The sequence below is a fragment of the Bacillus gobiensis genome, from assembly GCF_001278705.1.
GTDB lineage: Bacteria > Bacillota > Bacilli > Bacillales > Bacillaceae > Bacillus > Bacillus gobiensis.
On record NZ_CP012600.1, the window covers coordinates 3,358,476 to 3,377,788 of the forward strand.

21 protein-coding genes are annotated in these 19,313 nt (G+C 40.2%); 8 read left to right on the forward strand and 13 right to left on the reverse strand.

Going from position 1 to position 19,313, the window contains the following annotated elements:
- Positions 1-7 precede the first annotated feature (7 nt).
- The 3 genes from AM592_RS16815 to AM592_RS16825 all read right to left on the reverse strand — a co-directional run bounded on the left by AM592_RS16815 (position 8) and on the right by AM592_RS16825 (position 1,850).
- On the reverse strand, positions 8-508 hold the full coding sequence (locus AM592_RS16815) for a MerR family transcriptional regulator (protein WP_053604873.1): 501 nt from the start codon (positions 506-508) through the stop codon (positions 8-10).
- 92 nt (positions 509-600) lie between these two features.
- Positions 601-807 carry a hypothetical protein gene (locus AM592_RS16820; protein ID WP_053604874.1) on the reverse strand — a complete coding sequence of 69 codons (207 nt, stop codon included), beginning with the start codon at positions 805-807 and terminating at the stop codon, positions 601-603.
- Positions 808-1,232: 425 nt separating this feature from the next.
- The gene (locus tag AM592_RS16825; RefSeq protein ID WP_225970256.1) at positions 1,233-1,850 is read right to left on the reverse strand and encodes a cell wall hydrolase; all 618 of its coding nucleotides are present in this window, start codon (positions 1,848-1,850) and stop codon (positions 1,233-1,235) included.
- 214 nt (positions 1,851-2,064) lie between these two features.
- Here AM592_RS16825 and AM592_RS16830 point away from each other — a divergent pair, with 214 nt between their 5' ends.
- Positions 2,065-2,427 (forward strand): cupin domain-containing protein, encoded by a 363-nt coding sequence (locus AM592_RS16830; protein WP_053604875.1) that lies wholly within the window; start codon positions 2,065-2,067, stop codon positions 2,425-2,427.
- A gap of 84 nt (positions 2,428-2,511) precedes the next feature.
- Here AM592_RS16830 and AM592_RS16835 read toward each other — a convergent pair whose 3' ends face one another.
- From AM592_RS16835 to AM592_RS16850, 4 genes are all read right to left on the reverse strand, one after another.
- A complete protein-coding gene (locus AM592_RS16835) occupies positions 2,512-4,395 on the reverse strand; it encodes an ABC transporter permease (RefSeq protein ID WP_053604876.1) in 1,884 nt (627 codons plus the stop codon).
- Positions 4,370-5,134 carry an ABC transporter ATP-binding protein gene (locus AM592_RS16840; protein ID WP_053604877.1) on the reverse strand — a complete coding sequence of 255 codons (765 nt, stop codon included), beginning with the start codon at positions 5,132-5,134 and terminating at the stop codon, positions 4,370-4,372. Before AM592_RS16840 ends, AM592_RS16835 begins: the two co-directional genes overlap by 26 nt.
- Positions 5,135-5,225: 91 nt before the next feature.
- Complete coding sequence (locus AM592_RS16845; protein WP_053604878.1) at positions 5,226-6,227, reverse strand: sensor histidine kinase; 1,002 nt, start codon at positions 6,225-6,227, stop codon at positions 5,226-5,228.
- The gene (locus AM592_RS16850) at positions 6,224-6,931 is read right to left on the reverse strand and encodes a response regulator transcription factor (RefSeq protein WP_053604879.1); all 708 of its coding nucleotides are present in this window, start codon (positions 6,929-6,931) and stop codon (positions 6,224-6,226) included. The genes AM592_RS16845 and AM592_RS16850 overlap by 4 nt, the downstream gene beginning before the upstream one ends.
- 583 nt (positions 6,932-7,514) lie before the next feature.
- Between AM592_RS16850 and AM592_RS16855 the strand changes: the two genes are divergently transcribed.
- Positions 7,515-8,294 (forward strand): hypothetical protein, encoded by a 780-nt coding sequence (locus tag AM592_RS16855; protein WP_053604880.1) that lies wholly within the window; start codon positions 7,515-7,517, stop codon positions 8,292-8,294.
- A gap of 28 nt (positions 8,295-8,322) precedes the next feature.
- On the opposite strand, the gene AM592_RS16860 is transcribed toward AM592_RS16855, so the two are convergent.
- Positions 8,323-9,225, reverse strand: a complete 903-nt coding sequence (locus AM592_RS16860; RefSeq protein WP_053604881.1) for a protein phosphatase 2C domain-containing protein — start codon at positions 9,223-9,225, stop codon at positions 8,323-8,325.
- Positions 9,226-9,497: 272 nt separating this feature from the next.
- Between AM592_RS16860 and AM592_RS16865 the strand changes: the two genes are divergently transcribed.
- Entirely contained in the window at positions 9,498-10,286 is a 789-nt protein-coding gene (locus AM592_RS16865; protein ID WP_053604882.1) for an aminoglycoside phosphotransferase family protein, read from the forward strand.
- A gap of 102 nt (positions 10,287-10,388) precedes the next feature.
- Here AM592_RS16865 and AM592_RS16870 read toward each other — a convergent pair whose 3' ends face one another.
- Positions 10,389-11,228 carry an alpha/beta fold hydrolase gene (locus AM592_RS16870; protein ID WP_053604883.1) on the reverse strand — a complete coding sequence of 280 codons (840 nt, stop codon included), beginning with the start codon at positions 11,226-11,228 and terminating at the stop codon, positions 10,389-10,391.
- Between the two features lie 512 nt (positions 11,229-11,740).
- Here AM592_RS16870 and AM592_RS16875 point away from each other — a divergent pair.
- Genes AM592_RS16875 through AM592_RS16885 form a run of 3 tightly spaced genes read left to right on the forward strand, consistent with a single transcriptional unit; the run spans position 11,741 to position 13,010 of the window.
- The gene (locus tag AM592_RS16875) at positions 11,741-12,127 is read left to right on the forward strand and encodes a MarR family winged helix-turn-helix transcriptional regulator (RefSeq protein WP_082364358.1); all 387 of its coding nucleotides are present in this window, start codon (positions 11,741-11,743) and stop codon (positions 12,125-12,127) included.
- A gap of 50 nt (positions 12,128-12,177) precedes the next feature.
- Complete coding sequence (locus AM592_RS16880) at positions 12,178-12,405, forward strand: hypothetical protein (RefSeq protein ID WP_053604885.1); 228 nt, start codon at positions 12,178-12,180, stop codon at positions 12,403-12,405.
- The gene (locus tag AM592_RS16885; protein ID WP_264080195.1) at positions 12,384-13,010 is read left to right on the forward strand and encodes an MBL fold metallo-hydrolase; all 627 of its coding nucleotides are present in this window, start codon (positions 12,384-12,386) and stop codon (positions 13,008-13,010) included. The genes AM592_RS16880 and AM592_RS16885 overlap by 22 nt, the downstream gene beginning before the upstream one ends.
- A 375-nt stretch (positions 13,011-13,385) precedes the next feature.
- Here the strand turns inward: AM592_RS16885 and AM592_RS16890 are convergent, their stop codons facing one another.
- Positions 13,386-14,141, reverse strand: coding sequence for a glycerophosphodiester phosphodiesterase (locus AM592_RS16890; RefSeq protein ID WP_053604887.1), 756 nt, complete (start codon positions 14,139-14,141; stop codon positions 13,386-13,388).
- Positions 14,142-14,806: 665 nt separating this feature from the next.
- Here AM592_RS16890 and AM592_RS16895 point away from each other — a divergent pair.
- A complete protein-coding gene (locus tag AM592_RS16895; RefSeq protein WP_053604888.1) occupies positions 14,807-16,225 on the forward strand; it encodes a flavin-containing monooxygenase in 1,419 nt (472 codons plus the stop codon).
- A gap of 82 nt (positions 16,226-16,307) precedes the next feature.
- Here the strand turns inward: AM592_RS16895 and AM592_RS16900 are convergent, their stop codons facing one another.
- The 3 genes from AM592_RS16900 to AM592_RS16905 are packed head-to-tail and all read right to left on the reverse strand — an operon-like array spanning position 16,308 to position 18,216.
- The gene (locus AM592_RS16900) at positions 16,308-16,829 is read right to left on the reverse strand and encodes a YdeI/OmpD-associated family protein (protein ID WP_225970257.1); all 522 of its coding nucleotides are present in this window, start codon (positions 16,827-16,829) and stop codon (positions 16,308-16,310) included.
- Complete coding sequence (locus tag AM592_RS24765; RefSeq protein ID WP_225970258.1) at positions 16,822-16,968, reverse strand: hypothetical protein; 147 nt, start codon at positions 16,966-16,968, stop codon at positions 16,822-16,824. Before AM592_RS24765 ends, AM592_RS16900 begins: the two co-directional genes overlap by 8 nt.
- Before the next feature lie 15 nt (positions 16,969-16,983).
- Positions 16,984-18,216 carry an O-antigen ligase family protein gene (locus AM592_RS16905; protein WP_053604889.1) on the reverse strand — a complete coding sequence of 411 codons (1,233 nt, stop codon included), beginning with the start codon at positions 18,214-18,216 and terminating at the stop codon, positions 16,984-16,986.
- Positions 18,217-18,866: 650 nt separating this feature from the next.
- Here AM592_RS16905 and AM592_RS16915 point away from each other — a divergent pair.
- A complete protein-coding gene (locus tag AM592_RS16915; RefSeq protein ID WP_192841117.1) occupies positions 18,867-19,289 on the forward strand; it encodes an SRPBCC family protein in 423 nt (140 codons plus the stop codon).
- Positions 19,290-19,313: the final 24 nt, after the last annotated feature.

The window sequence follows — 19,313 nt, forward strand, 5'->3', positions numbered from 1 at the left end:
TTCCTCCTTAGTTTGGTTCATTCGGATGCTTGGCAAGAAAATTGCCGAGCCTGTCGAATTGGTATTCCATGTTCATTTTCCTTTCGGCAAAATATCTCTCGTGACTCTTCTTCATCATTCCTAATAGATTTGTAAAATCCTCAACAGTCGGTGGTTCATGATTTTGCATAAGGCTAGATACATTCTGTAATTCCTTTAAAAGTTTTTGTTGAATTCTGATATTTTCCTTTAGACGGGCTATTTGAAGTGATACGACGTCGAATGGATTGTAATTGTCATCAGATAAAATAGATTTAATTTCCTCCAGCGATAAGCCCAAATCCTTTAAGGTTAAAATTTGCTGCAATCGCGATATGTCAGATTCGTCATACAGTCTGTATCCAGAATCAGAATAGACGGACGGTGAAAACAAGCCAATTTGATCATAATATCGTAAAGTTCGAATTGTTAATCCTGTTAGCTTTGCAAGTTCTCCTACTTTCCAATACTTTTTACTTTCGATGACCATCCCCTCATCTCGCGCGACTATTTTTACCGGTAACTTCAATATAAACCATTACGTGACGTAAGGGTCAAGTTAAGGATGGAGTAGTAGTATAGTTATTTGTTCTTTAAAAAAACACCGACCGATAATAAAATAACACCAATAACTCCTGCAACAAATTCAAGGATAAAAAAATCACCATCACGAAAAAATCGAATCAAGAACCCGCCCCCGAATAGTATCGTTATGGAAATGCCGTACATTAAGAAAAAACTTTTCCAAGAGATATCTTTAAATGAAGAATCTTCTTTATTGCTTTGCATACTTTCACCCCTAACCCGCTTCTATCTAAAATCCCCCTAAATTCCTGCTGTCTCTCTATTAAATTCATCTAAAATTAACTTCTTAACACCTTGCTGTTATTCCTATCAAAAAAGCTTTTTATCCCAAGAAATCCCTGATTAGTCACATCCTCATAATAAGTTAAGCTTTAAAACTTTGTATCTCCTATTTAATCTCCTACTATAAATCTAATTAGAATAAAGCCGATTCCCCTTTGTGAAGGAAATCGGCTTTAAGACTAGTTCTTTTTTTGTTGAGCACCCTGTAAGGCTAATTAGAGAGAATATACTTTCAGTTCAGATTTTGATCAAACTTTTTTTAAACGGTTGGACTTTTTTCAGTGCAACTTTCTTTGAAAGCTACACATATGAAAGAACCTTGATTTGAGGGATTTTTAGGTTATCTTTTACTTTGCAAATATGTGGTTTCCTATTTTAATCTCTGTTTCCCTAGTGAAGATCCAATCATTAGTTGCTATAGTTGGATTATAATAATAAACCGAACCGAATGTAGGGTCCGAGCCTTTTAAAGCATCAATCACTGCATGATAAGAATCGCTATCAGGAGTCAAATTATATTGACCATCATTTACAGCTGTAAAAGCATTTGGCTGAAAAATAACATCGTGAGTATTATTAGGAAAACCTGATTCTGACACTCGGTTTATAATAACAGCAGCTACAGCAACTTTTCCTTCATACGGCTCACCGCGTGCTTCTCCCTGAACAACCTTTGCCATCATTTCTATATCATCTAATTTTTGCTGTGTTTCGGATCCAACGTCTCCATCTTGTGATAATCCAGTATCTAGCTGCAATTGTCTAACAGCATTATCTGTAATAGAACCATAATACCCTGTCGGCTGATCAGTAAAGTAACCCATTTTTTTTAAATCCTCTTGCAATTTATAAACTTCTTCTCCTCGATTTCCTTTATGTAAAACTTCTTGCGCAAAGATTGAATTGGGGGCAATAAACAGTAAACACGTAAAAACAACAACCGGAATTATTACTTTTAACCTCAAAATACCACATCCTACAATTATATTTTTCTAATACAACAGTAGATTTTTCGATATAACTATATTCTTTTTGTCGGTCTCGAACCTCTAAGTGCTCTCCTCGCTCGATGAATGAAGCAGCATCTTCAATTACTTTCTTCTTGTTTGCTGGCAATTCAGTTGCCTGACATCATCATTCTGCTAATATGAAAATAAGACGCAAAGCCGGAGGGGAGAAATGATAAAGAAAGTAAATCTTTTATCTGCGTTTGATCAGATTCACGACTATTATCAGCCTATAAGTGTTGCTAGTGTAAATGATTCCTCAATGAAATTGGTTAAAATTAAAGGGGAATTTTTATGGCATCATCACGATGATTCCGATGAATTATTTTTAGTAGTGAAAGGTCAAATTACAATAAAGCTTCGGGATCAAGATATAGTTTTAAAAGAGGGGGAAATGGTAGTAATCCCTAAAGGTGTAGAACACATGCCTTTGGCAGAAGAAGAAGCATATGTAGCTTTAATCGAACCATACGAATTATTAAATACAGGAAACGTGCAAAACGAGCGATCTGTTCATCATGTGAAAAAGGTGTAAAACTAGAAAAAAGAATTTTCTTATTAAACACGCAGTCCATTAAAAAATGCCTAACAAGACAACTTCCTTGTTAGGCACAACAATTTAGATTTCTGCTTGAATCTGCTTCGAATAGAAGAAGCGGACGACGAAAAAGTAGATCACCTGTATGGCGAAAAAGACACCAAGCACCACGGCAGACTCTTTAAATAAATCATATTGAAACGCATGGGACAAGGCTGTAAGTGCAATGGCTCCATGGATAAGAGCGACAGAAATTGGCGCGAAGAAAAGAATCGCAGTTTGCCTGTTCAGCACTTTTTTCAGTTCGTTTTCGGTCAATCCCATTTTGGCAATGGCTTTAAACTTCTGTTTATCATCGTCTAAATCGGAATAAAGGCGGAAATAAAGGAAGCTTCCGGCAGAGACGAAAAAGACGACGCCGATAAATAATCCAATAAACAAGACCGGACCGAATTGTCTATTGATATCATACAATTCGTAATCCTTAGCCTTGAGTTGATAGGGCTCGAGGTCTTTCGATAAAATCTCTCCCGCCTCAATCACTGTCTGCTTGTTTCCTGATTCAGCCTGCCAGGCATAGATTCTTTCTACATTTATCGGATTTTTCAACTGTTCATAATCTTCATCAGTGACAACATAATACGATTTCAAATTAGGTAAAGCTTTTGACTGGATGATTTCTTTTGGCTGAACCTGCAGTCCCGATTCAAGAGGGATTGGTTCATTGAGCAATTGTTTTCCATTGCTGTATGGGTATCCTTCAAAGTCTACAACTTTTGCTTCTCCGTCAGCCAGCTCAATTTTATTCTCCCCGATCAACTCTGCAAATTGATTATAATCAGATTGTCTTGCGATCAATTGTTCCTGTCCATTCATATCAAAGTACCCGAGTATCGTTTCCATCTTCTCTGTCTCAATGTGCTTGTTATTTAACGTTTCATTAATAAAAGCTACATCCTTCTCTTCCTCAGTATTATCTTCCTGAGAGGTGTACGAAAAAGTATAGGCATTAAAGTTCTTTGTTGATCCGGTGAGCAGTGAATGTAATCCGTATAGAGTCCCGATCGCACTAAATGCGACGGTTGAAATAATAGCCACCATAAAAAACGTCCGCGCATTATCCTTCATCCGAAAGGATAGATCAGAAAACAAAAGCATATTTGTTTTACGCCAGAAGACGGTATCCTTTTTCTTAAGTCTTCGAATCACAAATACACTTAACTGAGTAAACAATAAATACGTCCCTAGAATCACAACGATAACCACCGGAAGCATGACATTAAACACCTGAACTCCCTTTGTCATCAAAGCTAAACAATAACCGGAGGCAAGCAATAAAACGGCCAGAATCGTTAAAAAGATTGACGCCTTTGGCTCCCCTTTCGATTTCTTGTCACCTTTTATTAGGTTAATCAGTTTTCTGGAGCGAAGCACAAAGGAAACAAAGAATGAAATGAACAAAAACAAAACAATAAAGGAAGCAAGCGTTAAAAGAATGGCCATCAGCGGAAAATAGAAATTCAGCTTGTTTTCGATTATCAGCACATTTTCCGCTGCCAGTAATATCACCTTGGTAAATACCAATCCGAGAGCAATTCCTCCGATGGTCGCAAAAAATCCGATCAGCATGTTTTCCAGAAAAACCATCGTTCGAATCTGGCGCATAGACATTCCCTGAACCATCAATACCCCGAACTCCTTCTTACGAGACTGAAGAAAGGCGCTCATCGAGTATAAAACGAAGAAAAAGGAAAAGGCGTAAATGATACCTGCCGCCACATAAAGTCCAAAGGAAGCTTTACCGCCCATATCTGAATTCAGAGCATCACCGCTTAATGCTGGATGAAAAGCAAAAACTGCAAAAGTAAAAAATACCATCACCGTAAACATGCTGCTAAGGAAGTACGCTATATACAGCCTTTTATTGCGGGTAACGTTATTAAACGCGAACTGACGAAAGGTCATTTGCATTCCCTCCCATCAAGGAAAGTGTATCGATAATTTTTTGGAAAAAAGCCTGGCGGTTATCGCCGCGGTGAATTTCCGAATAAAACTTCCCGTCGCGGATAAAGACGACCCGATTGCAATAGCTGGCTGCCTGAGGATCATGGGTGACAAGCATCATCGTTGTCTGCTCGTTTCGATTGATTGCTTCTAGCATTTCCATGACATCCTTAGACGACTTGGAATCAAGGTTTCCTGTCGGCTCATCGGCAAGCAAGAGCTTTGGCGAATGAATCATAGCTCTTGCCACAGCTGCTCTCTGCATTTGTCCACCCGAAATCTCGAAAATACGCTTTTTCATGATTTCTGAAATCCCAAGTTTTCCGGCAATATCTTTTGCCTTTTGTTTCATATCACTAACGTTTTTTCCGTCCAGTGTCAAAGGAAGAACGATGTTTTCTTCAATAGTCAATGTGTGGAGCAAATTAAAATCTTGAAACACAAAGCCCAGCTCACGGCGGCGGAATTTCGCCAATTCATCTTTTTTCAGCAGGTGCGGATTACGACCGTCGAGTAAAACTTCGCCCGTTGTCGGTTCATCAATCGTTGCGATCATATTCAACAGTGTTGTTTTCCCGCTGCCGGATGGTCCCATAATTCCGACAAATTCACCTTTATCAATGGTTAAATTGATATCCGTCAATGCCCGGTAAGCAATTTTCCCTTCATAAACTTTACTCGCTTGTTTTACTTGAAGCATCACAAGATCTCCTTTCGTATTTATCATTCGATCTGTGATCAGTGTACCTAAAGATAAAGAGGGGCAACTATCGATTCTTCTTTCACTTATATTACATGGATGTAAGGTTTTGTGTTGACGTGAAAATGATTCGGATCGTCGTACCTTTACCCTCCTCCGTTTCCAGCTCGATTCGGTGACCTAGATGATCCGCAGCTGACTTGCCTACATAAAGGCCCATTCCCGTTGATTCCCTGAATTTCCGGCCATTCTCCCCTGTGAAAAACGGGTCAAAAACTCGTTTTCGATCCATATCAGGAATGCCGACCCCAAAGTCGGCCACCTCCAGTACTGCTTCCTCATCTTTTTCATAAAGGATAATGACGATGTTATTGCTTATTCCCTTAGAATATTTCACCGCATTGTTCACGAACTGAGACAGGATAAAAAACAACCATTTCTCATCGGTTTCCACTGTCATGTTTTCCTTTTGCTCCTGCAATTTCGGATATACCTGGCTGCGGATGTAGAAGCGCTTATTGTCACTGTTTACTTCATGAACTATTTTCGATAAATGGACCGGTTTGACGTGAAAATCCTTCTCGATTGTACGAAGCCGAGCCATATACAGAATCGTATGTAAACCTATCTTCATTCGCTCCGTTTCTTCACGTATATTGGAAGATTCCGGCTCATCCAGGTTTTGCGCCGTCAGTTCAATAACGGACAGCGGTGTTTTCATTTGGTGCACCCACTGATCCATAAACATCAGATGCTCATTTCGATCGCGTTCTGACGCTTTTAATTCCTGGCGATAGTATTTGTACTGGCTATGCAATAACTGGTCCAGCGCTTCTGCTGCAGGCGACAGATCCGTTTTTTGAAAAGAATCGTCAAGCGACTCCAATGGCTGGCTAAGACGCTGATAGTACCTGCGGCGGCTATAATAGTGATAGAGAAGGTAGCATCCGAGAAAGAAAAATCCGAGGAAAGCGGCATAAAGCGCTGGCCTGATGTTCCTGTACCCGTCAAGCCAGTAGATCAACAAAATGAAGAAAAATTGCAGCGTCTGAACGGCAATTAATAGCGAATGCTCTTTGAAAAAAAGCTTCATTCCTCTCCCGCCTTTGCCCAAGATACGTTCAAGCGGTATCCTGCGCCCCGCACAGTTTCTACCGCGTTTTCTATACCGAGCTCCTGAAATTTCTTCCTGACGCGTGTAATGTTCACATTAAGTGTATTTTCATCTACATACGCGAGATCGTCCCATAGCTTTTCAAGTAAATCTTCTCGTCCGGAAACTCTCGGGTACCGCTCTATTAAACTTTCAATTATGTCCGATTCTTTTTTTGTCAAAGAAGCCATATTTGTTCCGAATTTTAATTCCAGCCTCTCAGGGAAAAGCTGAAGCCCGTCCCTTTCCAGCACCCGCTCCTCAGTCTTATGCGCATATTCTCCATAAGCCCGGCGCAGATGGCTTCGAATTTTCGCCATGACAATTTCAGAGTGGAACGGCTTCGTAATAAAATCATCCCCGCCGTTTTCCAAAGCCATCACCTGATCCATTTCCCCTGTACGTGCCGAAATAAAAAGAACAGGACAAATCGATTCTGTACGAATTTGCCGGCACCAAGAATATCCGTCAAAGCTTGGCAGATTGATATCGAGAAGAACCAAATCGGGCTTGTTTTTCCTGAACTCATCCATCACATGGTCAAATTCAGTGACTAAAATGACGTGATACCCGTATTTCATAATGTACGAATGCAGCAATTCCGCGATTTTCGGATCATCTTCTACGATCATAATTTTTTGCATTTATCCGACTCTCCTTTGCTTAGGTATATTATGGCATGTAATAGTAAGATTCACAAAAGACACGGGCTACCTTACAGCCGTGTAAGTGAATTGAAAGATGAATCAATTTCTTCATGAAGCGGTTGCTTATAAAATGTGAAATGTACTTACTGATACCAATAAAGAAAGGAGGATACGTTGAAAAAATTAGAAATTGAACTCGGCGTTACAGCACTATTTGTTATCTTCGGGGTATTGGCATACAAACGACAACAGCGGGATTTAAAACCAGCAGCTGAATAAATTCACTAAGAATCGCAGTTGAAGCTTATTATGCAATAACAACAAATGAAACAGAAAGCTATAGAACGGAAAGTACCTATATACTTCACTCAAATGAAAGTGGCAAGGAACAGTGAATTGTAAAAGTCATTTACGGAAAGCTCCGATCTGATGCCTTTCTTAAAATCTATCAGAAGGAAACTACAGCAAGGGAAACAGACGAAAAGGAAAAGAATATAAAAAAATGCCTGAGGATGTTATTTTTCATTTCATCTAGGGAATCGTTTTATGAGTGACCAAATAATGGAAGGGGATGCATCGCATGAAAAAAATGATTCTTACATCTAGTTTGCTTGTTCCTACATTAATCTTAGGAGGCTGCTCATCAGCGAAAGGGGTTCAATCGAATCAGCATCAAGTACAAATTATTGATCAATCTAATAACGCCCAGGATGAAAACACTTCTGAGAAAAGCTATACGTCACTCGAAGCTTTACTAAAAGACGTCGAAGCCAATTTAAAAACAGACGTGCCGTTTGTCGCCCCAACCGATATTCCTAAAGATGATAATACCTATTACAGCGCCGCCATTGACAACAAATCAGCCGGATACAGCGTGATTATTTTTCAAACAGACAAGCCTCTGCAAATTAATGACGCGGAGTTGAACGATCTTGGCGAAGAGAATCAACTTGTCACATTGACGGGAACGAAATACGATTCAGCACAATCAGCTCAAGAAGAGACAGGCTATCAAGAGGTTCAGCAAGAAAATATCGACTTGGGACACGGGATTAAAGGATTGCAGGAAGGTGCCGCCGGTTCAAAATATCTAAGCTGGAACGAAGGCAGATGGTTTTTAAATTTAAGAGCCAATACAGATAATGCGATTAATTTGGAAGACGATGCAAAAGATATGGTTGAATTTCTTGAGACAAATACGCTGCCAATCCCGAACAAATATGGCCAGATCAGTGTCGATTATGAAAACGAGGGTCATAACGCAGCCATTTGGCAAAACGGTCAAGATGTGTATGAAGCCGTGCCAAATACTTCAGATCCTGTAGAAGCGTTGAAAATGATCACATCCGTAGAGAATTAAAAAAGGATAGGCTGATGCTTATCCTTTTTTATACATCTTTAGCTGTTGCATGCTGAACAGTTTCCGATTTTGCAAATTCTCTTTTCTGGCTTAGGTCAATGACGATTCCAGTTTTATCATCAGATGTTTTCAATCTGGGATACTTATCACACTGAGGATCAGATTCTTCCATTTGAATCACTTTGTTTGCATAATTTGATATTCCGAAATGATCAATTGTTGATACGATAGCATTCCAGTCTGTTTTTTCCTCGATTGACGTTGAAGGATAAAACAATCCATCAGATATCATGTAAATCCTCTCCACACCGGATAGGTTTATCGTTCCTTTTTCCAAGAAGTCGGCCAGCCTCGGGTCTCCATTTAATACAGAATATCCATCAAACGTATTCGCCATATTCCGATTTTCTCTGATTGTTGGGAGTAAGTATTGAAATAATTCATTCGGATCGTGATAGCCTAACCGCTTTCCATCGAGTGATTTTTTTAAAGATTTCGAATCAAACCTGCTTACTTGATCGTGAGTAATTGTTCGTATCTGCCCGTCTGAATATCTGGCAAATAACATACAATCGCCTGTCTGAACATATTCAAGCGTTGTTTCCTTAATACGTACAACAACAAAAGCTGCACTCCACAAATCCGTTTTTTTATTCGTATCGATACCACTTTCAACCATCAATTCGTGTAATGAGTCATTTGCCAGAAGCACTTGATTTTCAAGACTGCTGGTTTTATCAACATCCTGTAAAAATGACCCTAATAAATTCGCTGCAATAAAGCCGCCAGTTTCTTCATTACGATTTTTATAAGGGGTTACAGATGTCGCCCCATCAATCACAGCAAAAATTTGATCCTGTTCGTTTACAACAAGCACATCCTCATTTAATTCTCGAGATCCTTTTATAGAGCATTTCTCGAAACGAATCATTTTGAACCCCTCCTCATAAAATTTCACTTAATCAGCACTCGAAAAATCCTTTAACTAATCCTTCACCCCTGAATTTACCATACTATTAATTATATATTTATGAATAATGAAATGCACAATTATCAATAAATTAAGACTATGGCAATAGTACCGCCGTCATGTTCTACAGAAAGGTGTACTTTTCTCTAACATACGAGCCAGAATCTAAAGGAGTTTTACGTGTGTGAATTGAAACTCTAAGTTATTCAGTTCTATGAGAAAGGAGAGGCCATATGCCAAACGAAGAGATATTAACCGGTGGAAATGTCTCTAAAGTATGTCGTGTTGGAAATACCGTTAGACGGAAAATGAAGTCAAACAGCACTAAAATTCATAAATTACTAATCCACTTATCAGATAAAGAATTTGATTATGCTCCAAAGTTTTTAGGCATCGATGAGAAGGGCAGAGAAATATTATCTTTTTTCGAAGGGGAAGCGGGAAATTATCCATTAAAGAGCTATATGTGGTCAAATGACGTTTTAAGTCAAATTGCCAAAATGCAACGTCGTTATCATGATTCCGTCAGTGATTTTCCAATAGATGATGATTGGGAATGGTTAGACAACACTCCTAAAAAGGCAGAGGTGTTGTGCCACAATGACTTTGCTATCTATAACATTATTTTTCATAATAAGACGCCTGTAGGAATTATTGATTTTGATGTTGCCGGACCTGGCCCTAAGCTTTGGGACGTGGCGTATACTCTCTATACTTGTGTGCCTTTAAGCAGATTTTATCTTTCTGAAAAAGGTGAGAAAATTCATTATGATCCTTTATTGCATGCAAAGCTTCGAGAAGAGAGAGTTAAATTATTTTTTGAATCCTATGGGGAGAAGGTACCGACTGAAATTATTGACTTCGTATTATTACGATTAGAAGGCCTATGCAAGACGATGACCAGAAAAGCGAATGAAGGCGATACTGCTTTTCAAAATATGATCAGTGAAGGTCATTACGATCATTATCAAAAAGATATTAAATTTATACGTAATCATGCCCATGAGTGGAATTTAAAATAGGGAGTGTTCTCCTGGAATCAAATGCGGATTTTTCACACCAAATACAAAAAGATTAGGGAGATTCCCTAACCTCAGGTAAAAAAAATTGCGGACTGTTTTCCGTTAACTTTTTTTGTTTGTCGCCGCGACAAAGCTCTGACCGGTGCCGTTTAAGAACTCTACTAACACGGGAGCGATGGCTTCCGGGGCAACGTCGTGGCCCTGGCCTTGCAAAACATGATACTTCGCATCGGTTAGGTTATTGATGATCGCTTTTGCAGAGTCATGGAAAAACTTTTCGCTGTTCCCGCCGCTTATCACTAGTGTGGGGGAGGTTGCTGATGACCACTTGTTGGGTGGTAACGGTTTGCCCGCCATCACATCTTTCGCGATAATACCGTCATAGGCCAGTGTGTGTGCCACAGCATTAAAGTCTTTCCACATCGGGTCTTCCTTCAAAGCTGGCAGGTATTCAGGAGGAATGAGCACTGCCTGCGTCAAAAAGATATCGACCGCTTCACTGGGGTTACCAGCCGCTATAGCCTCGTTGATCTGTTCTACGTAATCCTCAGGCAATGGAGGACGACTGTTGTCGGGGACAAGCGGCGGCTCAAACACCACAAGCTTCTTGATTTTATTGGTAAGCTTGTTAGTGACATCAAGGGCAAGGATTGCACCTGAGGACATACCGTACACAAATGCAGATCCACCTGCTTCATCTATCAATGCCTCGATATCTTCAATTTCACGATCTACCGCATACGGCAACGTGTCACTGCTATCCCCCCGCCCCCGACGGTCATAGTTAATTACCGTGAAGTGCTTCGCCAAGAGCTCGACTAGCTGCACCTGTTTCCCGTGCGATCGGTAGCTTAACGCACCGCCTACCAATATGATCGCCGGCCCTTCACCCAGTCGATCGAAAGCAATAGTGGTACCGTCTTTTGAAATTACTTTTTCCATAAAAATCACCCCTTATTTTAGTTCTTCGGCGAGATCTAGGCTTTTCTCCCATCCTTCCTCCATACCTACAAGGTACTGCTGTCGTGTTAATGTGAGCTGTGTCTTTCCTTCGTACTCTAAAAGTGTTGCCGTTTGGAGCACGCAGGAAAGCTGTTTACCTCTTCATCCAATTCAGTGCCGGTAAAGAATCACCTTTGGCAGGACTATTGTTTGTTATCATGGTTCGAATTTCTTTTATTAGTGTTCCTGCATTCAATATACCCTTTTGAGAATATTCCTGTAAATGAATATTATAGATGTTTTTTTGTTTCTTGATATTGATTTAAATGTCTGATTATCAGATAAATATGCATAAGTCAGATTAAGAAACAATTTTCTTTAAGCGATTAAGTGATAAAATTGTTGACGAATAAAAGTTTAGCTACTAAACTAAAATTATGAATAACAATAAAATCCAATCAAATAACCATAATAGCAGTAAAACAGGCAGTCAAAATCTTGGCCGTTTAATCATGAAGCTGCGACAACTCGAACGCCATCCTCGTACTTTCGGGGAAGGTGGACCACTGACGCCCAGCGAAATTCACACGATCGACGCAATTGGTTGCGAAGGCGGTATCCTTATGAGCGAGCTTGCTGCCCGTCTCAGTATTACGAAAGGTGCTGTTACGCAGATTTTCCGTCGTCTAGAATCCAAAGGTCTCGTTAAACGTTCCCCTCACGCAAATGATTCTAGGGCTGTAATCATCTCACTGACTGAAAAAGGAAAAAACGCTTTCCGTGTCCACGAAGAATTACATCTGAATTTTTACAAAGAACTTAGCGCTCAACTAGACGAAAAGGAGATCCAAATTTTCGAAAAATGCATTCAAAAGCTAAATGAGTTTTTGGAGAAATAATTTTTTTAAGTATATAGTTTAGTATCTAAACTAATTTAGGGGGATTTGATATGAAATTCAGGGCAACAGTTCTTTCTGAAAACAGTGTATTCGGTAACTTAGGAGCGATTGCAGAACACGGCTGGGCCGTTTTTCTGGAAACAAACCACGGAAACTATCTTTTTGATACTGGACAGGAAAGGCACTACTTAATAATGCTCATGTATTTAAAAAAGATTTATCCAGCATTAAAGGAATCATACTTAGTCATCATCATATCGACCACACAGGGGGTTTAATGGAAGCTGTAAAATCAGCCAGGGAAAAACCGATTAATGTCTATGCACATCCAGAGTTGTTCAAAGAGGGATATCTTGTACGCGAAGGCCACAAATACATCGGAGTTCCTTTTTCAAAAGTTGCACTTGAAAGCAACGGGGCAAACTTTAAGTTCAACACAGAATTCAGCGAAATTGCGCCAGATGTTTTCCTAACGGGAGAGGTTCCCAGGGTTACGAATTTTGAGACCGGCGATACCGATATCGTTTTGAAGACAAAAGACGGGTATGTCCAAGATCCAGTCACGGATGACCAGTCCATTATTATGAAAACCGAAAAAGGCTTGTTTGTGATTCTCGGATGTTCCCATGCAGGGATCATCAATATACTTAATTACGCTGTTCAAAAGACAGGTGAAAACCGCATTCATACTGTCATCGGCGGTACCCATTTATCACCCGTTGGCGAAGAGCAGAAAGATAAAAGTATTCAGGCATTAAAAGAGATGAATTTGCAATACTTAGGCGTTTCACATTGTACAGGACTTCAGGTCGCTAATCAGTTGGCGCATGAATTTGGGGATAGATTCTTTTATTGTAATGTGGGGACTGTTGTAGAAGTGTGATTGCTGATTTATCAAGAGAAGCTCTACCCAGAGATTTCGAGGAGGGGAAAATCAAATCTTTTGTTAATGTCAAATAATAAAGCGGGAGGGTTGATATGAGTAAAAAGAAAAGGCAAAACTCTATTTTAGGAACAATCATGATCGAATATAGAAAATAGTGAACACGTCTTTAGTATGAATCAAAAGTTTTGAAAAATTCCTTATTACTTTAATATAGTGAAAAAAGAGCCCTTTCTTAAAATACAAAGGGCTCTTCAATATAGTGATATACGGTCGAATAAAAGAAAATTTGACGGAAGCGATCTATGTATGAAACCACAACCAATCGTCCGCCTAGAAAAACCCAGCATTGGTCGTCATACGAATGAAACAGCTTTACACTTTGATAGCATGTCTTAACGAAATGGCTTCCTTCGGAAAGTCCGTCATAATCGCTTCAACGTGATTCGTGCTTAATAATTGTTCTATTTCCTTTTCATCATTGGCCGTCCACACACGGATGCTAAAATCATCGGCACTTTGAACATCACCCTGCAGCAATAAATCTTTGTGGAGGTGTAATCCCTCTAATTCCAGGCTTTCAACGTATTCAGAAGGGCGGCTCAGTTCATATAGGACTAGCCATGCGATTTTTGCACTTGGTTCAAGCTTTTTTAATCTTAGGATGGAAGGCAGATGAAAGGATGAGTAAATAATTTTATCGGCATAATCAAACTGATTCACAATGGCTAATACTTTTTCTTCGATGCCTTCATAAGCAAAAATATTGGTTTTTAATTCGATATTTAACTCAATCTGATAAGGAGCAATCAATTCCAACACTTCTGCCAGCGTCGGAATCCGCTCTTTCTCCCAAACATTTCTATCAAACAGTTCGAAATGTGAGAATTTTATGCCTGCACTAAATTGCTGTATTTCATTTAGCGTGTACTCTTTCACATATCCTGTACCGTCTGTCGTTCGATCAATTGTTTCATCGTGAATCACAACGACTTCTCCGTCTTTTGTCAGCTGCACGTCAAGCTCGATCCCATCAACGCCTGAATCCAAAGCATGACGAAAGCTTAATAACGTGTTTTCCGGAGTAATTCCCATGCTACCGCGATGGCCATATATTTTCGTTTGTCTCATTTTCCTCAATCCTCTCATTTATAAATTGATTCAGTGAAGGGCTTACAGTCTGTAGTTAGCGGATAAAAAGGAATAGAGAACAAAGCTACATCTATAGCTTTATTCTCTACTCTTTGCTTAATGATTTAAAATTATTTGCCTCTTGCATCGTTCGATTTATTAATCGCGGCGTTCACTTGTTCGATGTTCGGCTTCGTTTTTGCCATTTGACATCCAAAGGCTTGCTCCGCCGATGGCAACACCTTTAATTTATCACGCAAATATTAACAAAGACCGTTTATTACATATTCATTACATAAAGACTAAGATCACTTAATAATAAGCGCTTTAATAGCATTGCGTTTTTACAATTAGTCAACATAACAGGATGACTAGATTACTCAACTGAATTGGACTAAAAAATCTCGGTCTCTAGTGGATTCATTGTGCCCGGCAGCTCCCTGCTAGTGATTATGAACAATTTGTTCTAGAAATTTTAGACATTATAAACATTCAATATAATTATTGACATGATAAGATATAAGATAAGCACATATGATGTTATAAAACATTACATTAAGCTGTGTTTTCTCTTTGGGGTGGATAAAAGAGGAACATATTACAGCTTTAGCATATGCGGGAAAGATTGTGAACTCTTAGAGACATAGTTGAAGGGAATGAAAATCATGAGTGTAGAGGCTTTAAACGAACAAGTGAAAACAGATCTTTCCTATATTGCCTATGGGGGACCAGACTGGGTGCGCAAGCATAGGTCTTCGGAAGGACATGTTTACGATGCAGTGATTATCGGCGGCGGCCAATGCGGCTTAGGAGCTGCCTTCGGGCTGTTGCGCGAGCGGGTATCCAATATCCTCGTCATCGACGAAAACCCGGAAGGATTAGAAGGTCCGTGGGAAACCTATGCCCGTATGGTGACGCTGCGAACGCCCAAGCATTTGACCTCCATTGACCTCGGGGTACCTTCTCTGACCTTCCGCTCCTGGTGGGAAGCGCAATTCGGCCCGCAAGGATGGGAAGAAGTCGATAAGATTCCACGAGGCGACTGGATGAACTATTTGCGCTGGTATCGGAAGGTTCTCAATCTGCCTGTCATGAATGAGGTAAAGCTTAAGCAGATCGAGCCAACTGAAGAACGGATCTACCGCCTTCATATCGAAGGAGCGGGAGCACCATCAGACACCTTACTGGCACGCAAAGTCATTCTGGCCACCGGCATACAGGGCGGAGGAGAATGGCATGTACCGCAGATGATTTCTGAAAAATTACCGAGTCATCTCTATTCTCACACTTCTAAGCTTATTGATTTTGAAGGGCTTCAAGGCAAGAAGATTGCTATTTTAGGCGGCGGAGCCTCTGCTTTTGATAATGCCAATTTTGCACTAACAGAAGGTGTGGCTGAGGCCCATGTCTTTGTCCGCCGCAAGAAGCTGCCTCAAATCAATCCGATCCGCCAGATGGAGGTTTCCGGCATGATCGAACGCTTCCACGCCTTGTCAGACGAAGATAAATATGCGGTGATCTCCCATTTCTTTAAGCAAAATCAGCCGCCAACCAATGATACATTTGAACGCGCCGCCTCATGGCCAGGATTTCAGCTGCACTTAGGCGCTCCATGGCTTGATGTCGAAGCGACAAGCGAGGGGGCAGTAGTGACAACGCCTCAGGGCAAATTCACTTTCGACTTCCTGATCATCAGTACCGGCCTTCTCACCGATCCAGCTTTGCGTCCGGAGCTGCAGTCTGTAGAAAGCCATATCGCCCGCTGGGGAGACATCTATAAGGCTCCGGAAGAGGCGGCGAATCCAGTGCTTGACGCGCACCCTTACCTCAGCCCCGGCTTTGCGCTCACCAGCCGTGATGAAAAAGGAAAAAGGCTCCTGCATGGGTTGTTTGCCTTTAACTACTCAGCTTTAATCAGCTGCGGTCTTTCAGCCTCTGCACTATCAGGTATGAGACACGCTATTCCGAAGCTTGCGTCTGCGGTGGCGGATCAGCTTTTCCTTGATGATCGCGAAGACATTCTGAAAAACTTCTTCGAATATGATGAGGTTGAATTTGTCGGGGAGTGGCCGAGAAAAGAGTAAGTAAGAGGCTTAAGCGCTACGTACAAAATGGACCATTCGATCAGTGGGATTTCCCCAACTGATCGAATAAATACAACGTTTCTCATTTCCTGTTTCTACGATACAAATCAATCGATTTATAGCCTTCTCCTACGATTGTTTCCATCTCCAGCAATCGTTTTTCTTGTGTTTCTTTTCTTTTGGCGCTATAAACGTATCGCGCCCAATCCTTTTGATAGCCAAAGGTTAATTCATTGTATCTTTTCAATACATCTTCATTCTTGCTCAAATATTGCTTTATATCTTCAACGTTCTTAATATAGTCATCAACACATTGACTTTTTTGTGTGCCGGCCTTATTCGCTTTCTTCGGATCTGACTTGAGGCCAACTACTGTAAACACTTCGTTTAAACTGACCATTCTTGAAAACTTTAAGCGGCTTTCGTAAACGAACCCTTCCTCATCCATAGGGATTGCCTCATAGAAGCTGTCACGGTCGATATACTCTTTGTATTGCCGGTTGTTCTTCTTGGGATACGCAAAGAATAAATAGCCTTTATCGCTTATGACTAGTTTTTCGATCACGTACTGAAGCTGTTTCGCAAAATCCTCCAAGCTAAACACGAAGATAAAGACCCTTTTCAATATCAGTGTCATATTCCAATTCATTGAAGTCATGAATATCATCAGGGAGATTTAGAATCAGCTTGGTTGGATATTTATTCAGATTTAGCTTTTCAACAATACTTTTCGTCGAATTCACTCGGGAATCCCCTAGTTATCTGTAAACAATATTTTCTTTCGCAAACGGGCGGACACCAACCCCTACGGCAATTAACCAGAAAATAAGCAGCCAATAGGTCCCGTATGAAAAGTCATAATCAACCATCCCATGTCCGAACAACATCGTTAATGCCAAAATAACCCCAATTCGATGTTTTAATGCTTTTCCAGATTTAAAAATTAGGAAGACCATCAGACCAAAAAACAGAGCATATACTGCTATGCCGATCCAGCCAATCTCGATCAAGAAGTCCAGATACCCGTTGTGCACTTGATTAAGCCCGAATAATCGATTCGCATACTTAGGATAATAGATTGTCCAGCTGTCGCCGCCAAAGCCAATCAACGGAGATTCTTTACTCATAGCTAACGCTTCTTTGTAGAAATCAAACCTTGTAACTGCATTTTGTGTCGAGAGACTGATTTCCGAGATTCTCGTTATTAAACTGTCAGGAATCAATCGAATCCCTTTATGCTGGTCGAAGGTTAATAAATTAAACGCAACCAGAAATAGCACAAGGGCAGAAACCGAAAACAAAATGAATTTTTTCCATTGCTTGATTAAGAGAAGAAATGCCAGAGCAAATGTACCCGCAAAAAAGATATAGGATCCCCGAGAATACGTATGCAATAGAATCGCACCATATCCGGCAAGCAAAATAATGAGAAGAACGTCTAACCTACGAAACGTTTTTCGACGAATAAAGATCGCAAAGATATAAAACCAATAGGCGCCCATGATCGCGCCAAACGTATTCGGATACCGAACCGGTCCGCATGAACGTGTTGGTTCACAGCCAACCATAAACATGTCAAGCCGAATCAGACCAAACAGATTGGCAACAGCAAAAAGCAGAAACGCAGCTCCCAATACGTGAAAGACGTACGGATAGAGCCTGTTGACCCTCGGCGATTCCTTCGTCCAAATTAATAGAAGAAAAAAGAAAGCATATGTAGAAAATCTGAAAATCGTATTCCAATTGCCTTCTTGGTTTAAAGCAAAAGGAACCGTGATCAAATACATAAAGGGCAAAAGCAAGACAAGGAAATACAACTTATTTTTTATTAAAACCTCGGGTTCTTTCACCCAATACCAGATGACATTAAGAATAAACAGTGCAAAAATTAACAATTCCCAAAGACGGATGTCCGGTTCATAATACAGGCCCCATTGAAAAGGAGTGATGAGAAAGACAATACTTAAGCAAACAAAAGTAAACCAGTTCATAGTGACCTCCTGCAGAGATATTTGCAATGAATTTTAGTAGAAATAGAGAACGACGAGGTACATTTAATATTTAGTGAGTTTCTTTTATTTACTGTATTATACCTTTCTTAGGGGATACAAGACAATGAATACCAATTATCAATCTAACCTGCTAAAATGGCAGCACATCCACTTACCCCCGTTTTTTCTGCCCACTTCGGGAATGATTGTGACCGGTTTTTATTTTTTTTGCCCAGTTCGGCATTTATTGCGATCACTTGCGATTTTTTTCTGCCCACTTGAAAAATAATTCGTCCTCCCCCTGCATTGATTTCTCACCTATTCCAACATGACAAAAAAACGGCCACCTCCGGTCATTCAACAGCGTGGATGTACATCCACTCACCCCCGGTTTTTCTACCCACTTCGGGAATAATTGTGACCGGTTTTTATTTTTTTTGCCCAGTTCGGCATTTATTGCGACCTCTTGCGATTTTTTTCTGCCCACTTGCGAAATAATTCGCCTCCCTCCTATATCTACAAGCCGAGATTTTATAGTATTTTTCAACATAAGAAATTCCTTTCTACTGTGATGGTTCATTTACTTACCCAATATTCCATGCCAATATAGAAGGAGGAAGAGGAAAAAAATAGAAAGTGAGTTGATAAGTGTGAACAACCTTACGAAAATGAAAATAGGAAAGCCAGCTAATGAAGTATTCGAAGCCTTTGTAGACCCTGAAAAAATCGGGAGTTTTTGGTTCTCGTCGAGCTCTGAGAGATGGGAAGAGGGCAAGACGATAACATTGAGGTATGAGGAATACGATGCCCAAGGCGATATAGAAATATTGGAAGTAGAGAAAAATAGCAAAATCATCTTTCAAGATGAGGAAGGACATATTGTTACGATTAAGCTAAAAGAGTCGGATGATTCGAGTACCATTATTGAAGTTAACCAAGAAGGTTTTAAAGAAAATGATACGGAGTTAATCAATCAATTAATAGATAATAAAGAGGGCTGGGTTTACATGTTGACCTGTTTAAAGGGTTATTTAGAATATGGTGTCAATTTGAGAGCAGCATTAGTGAAATAGCTTTGGCAATACCGTTATAAAAGG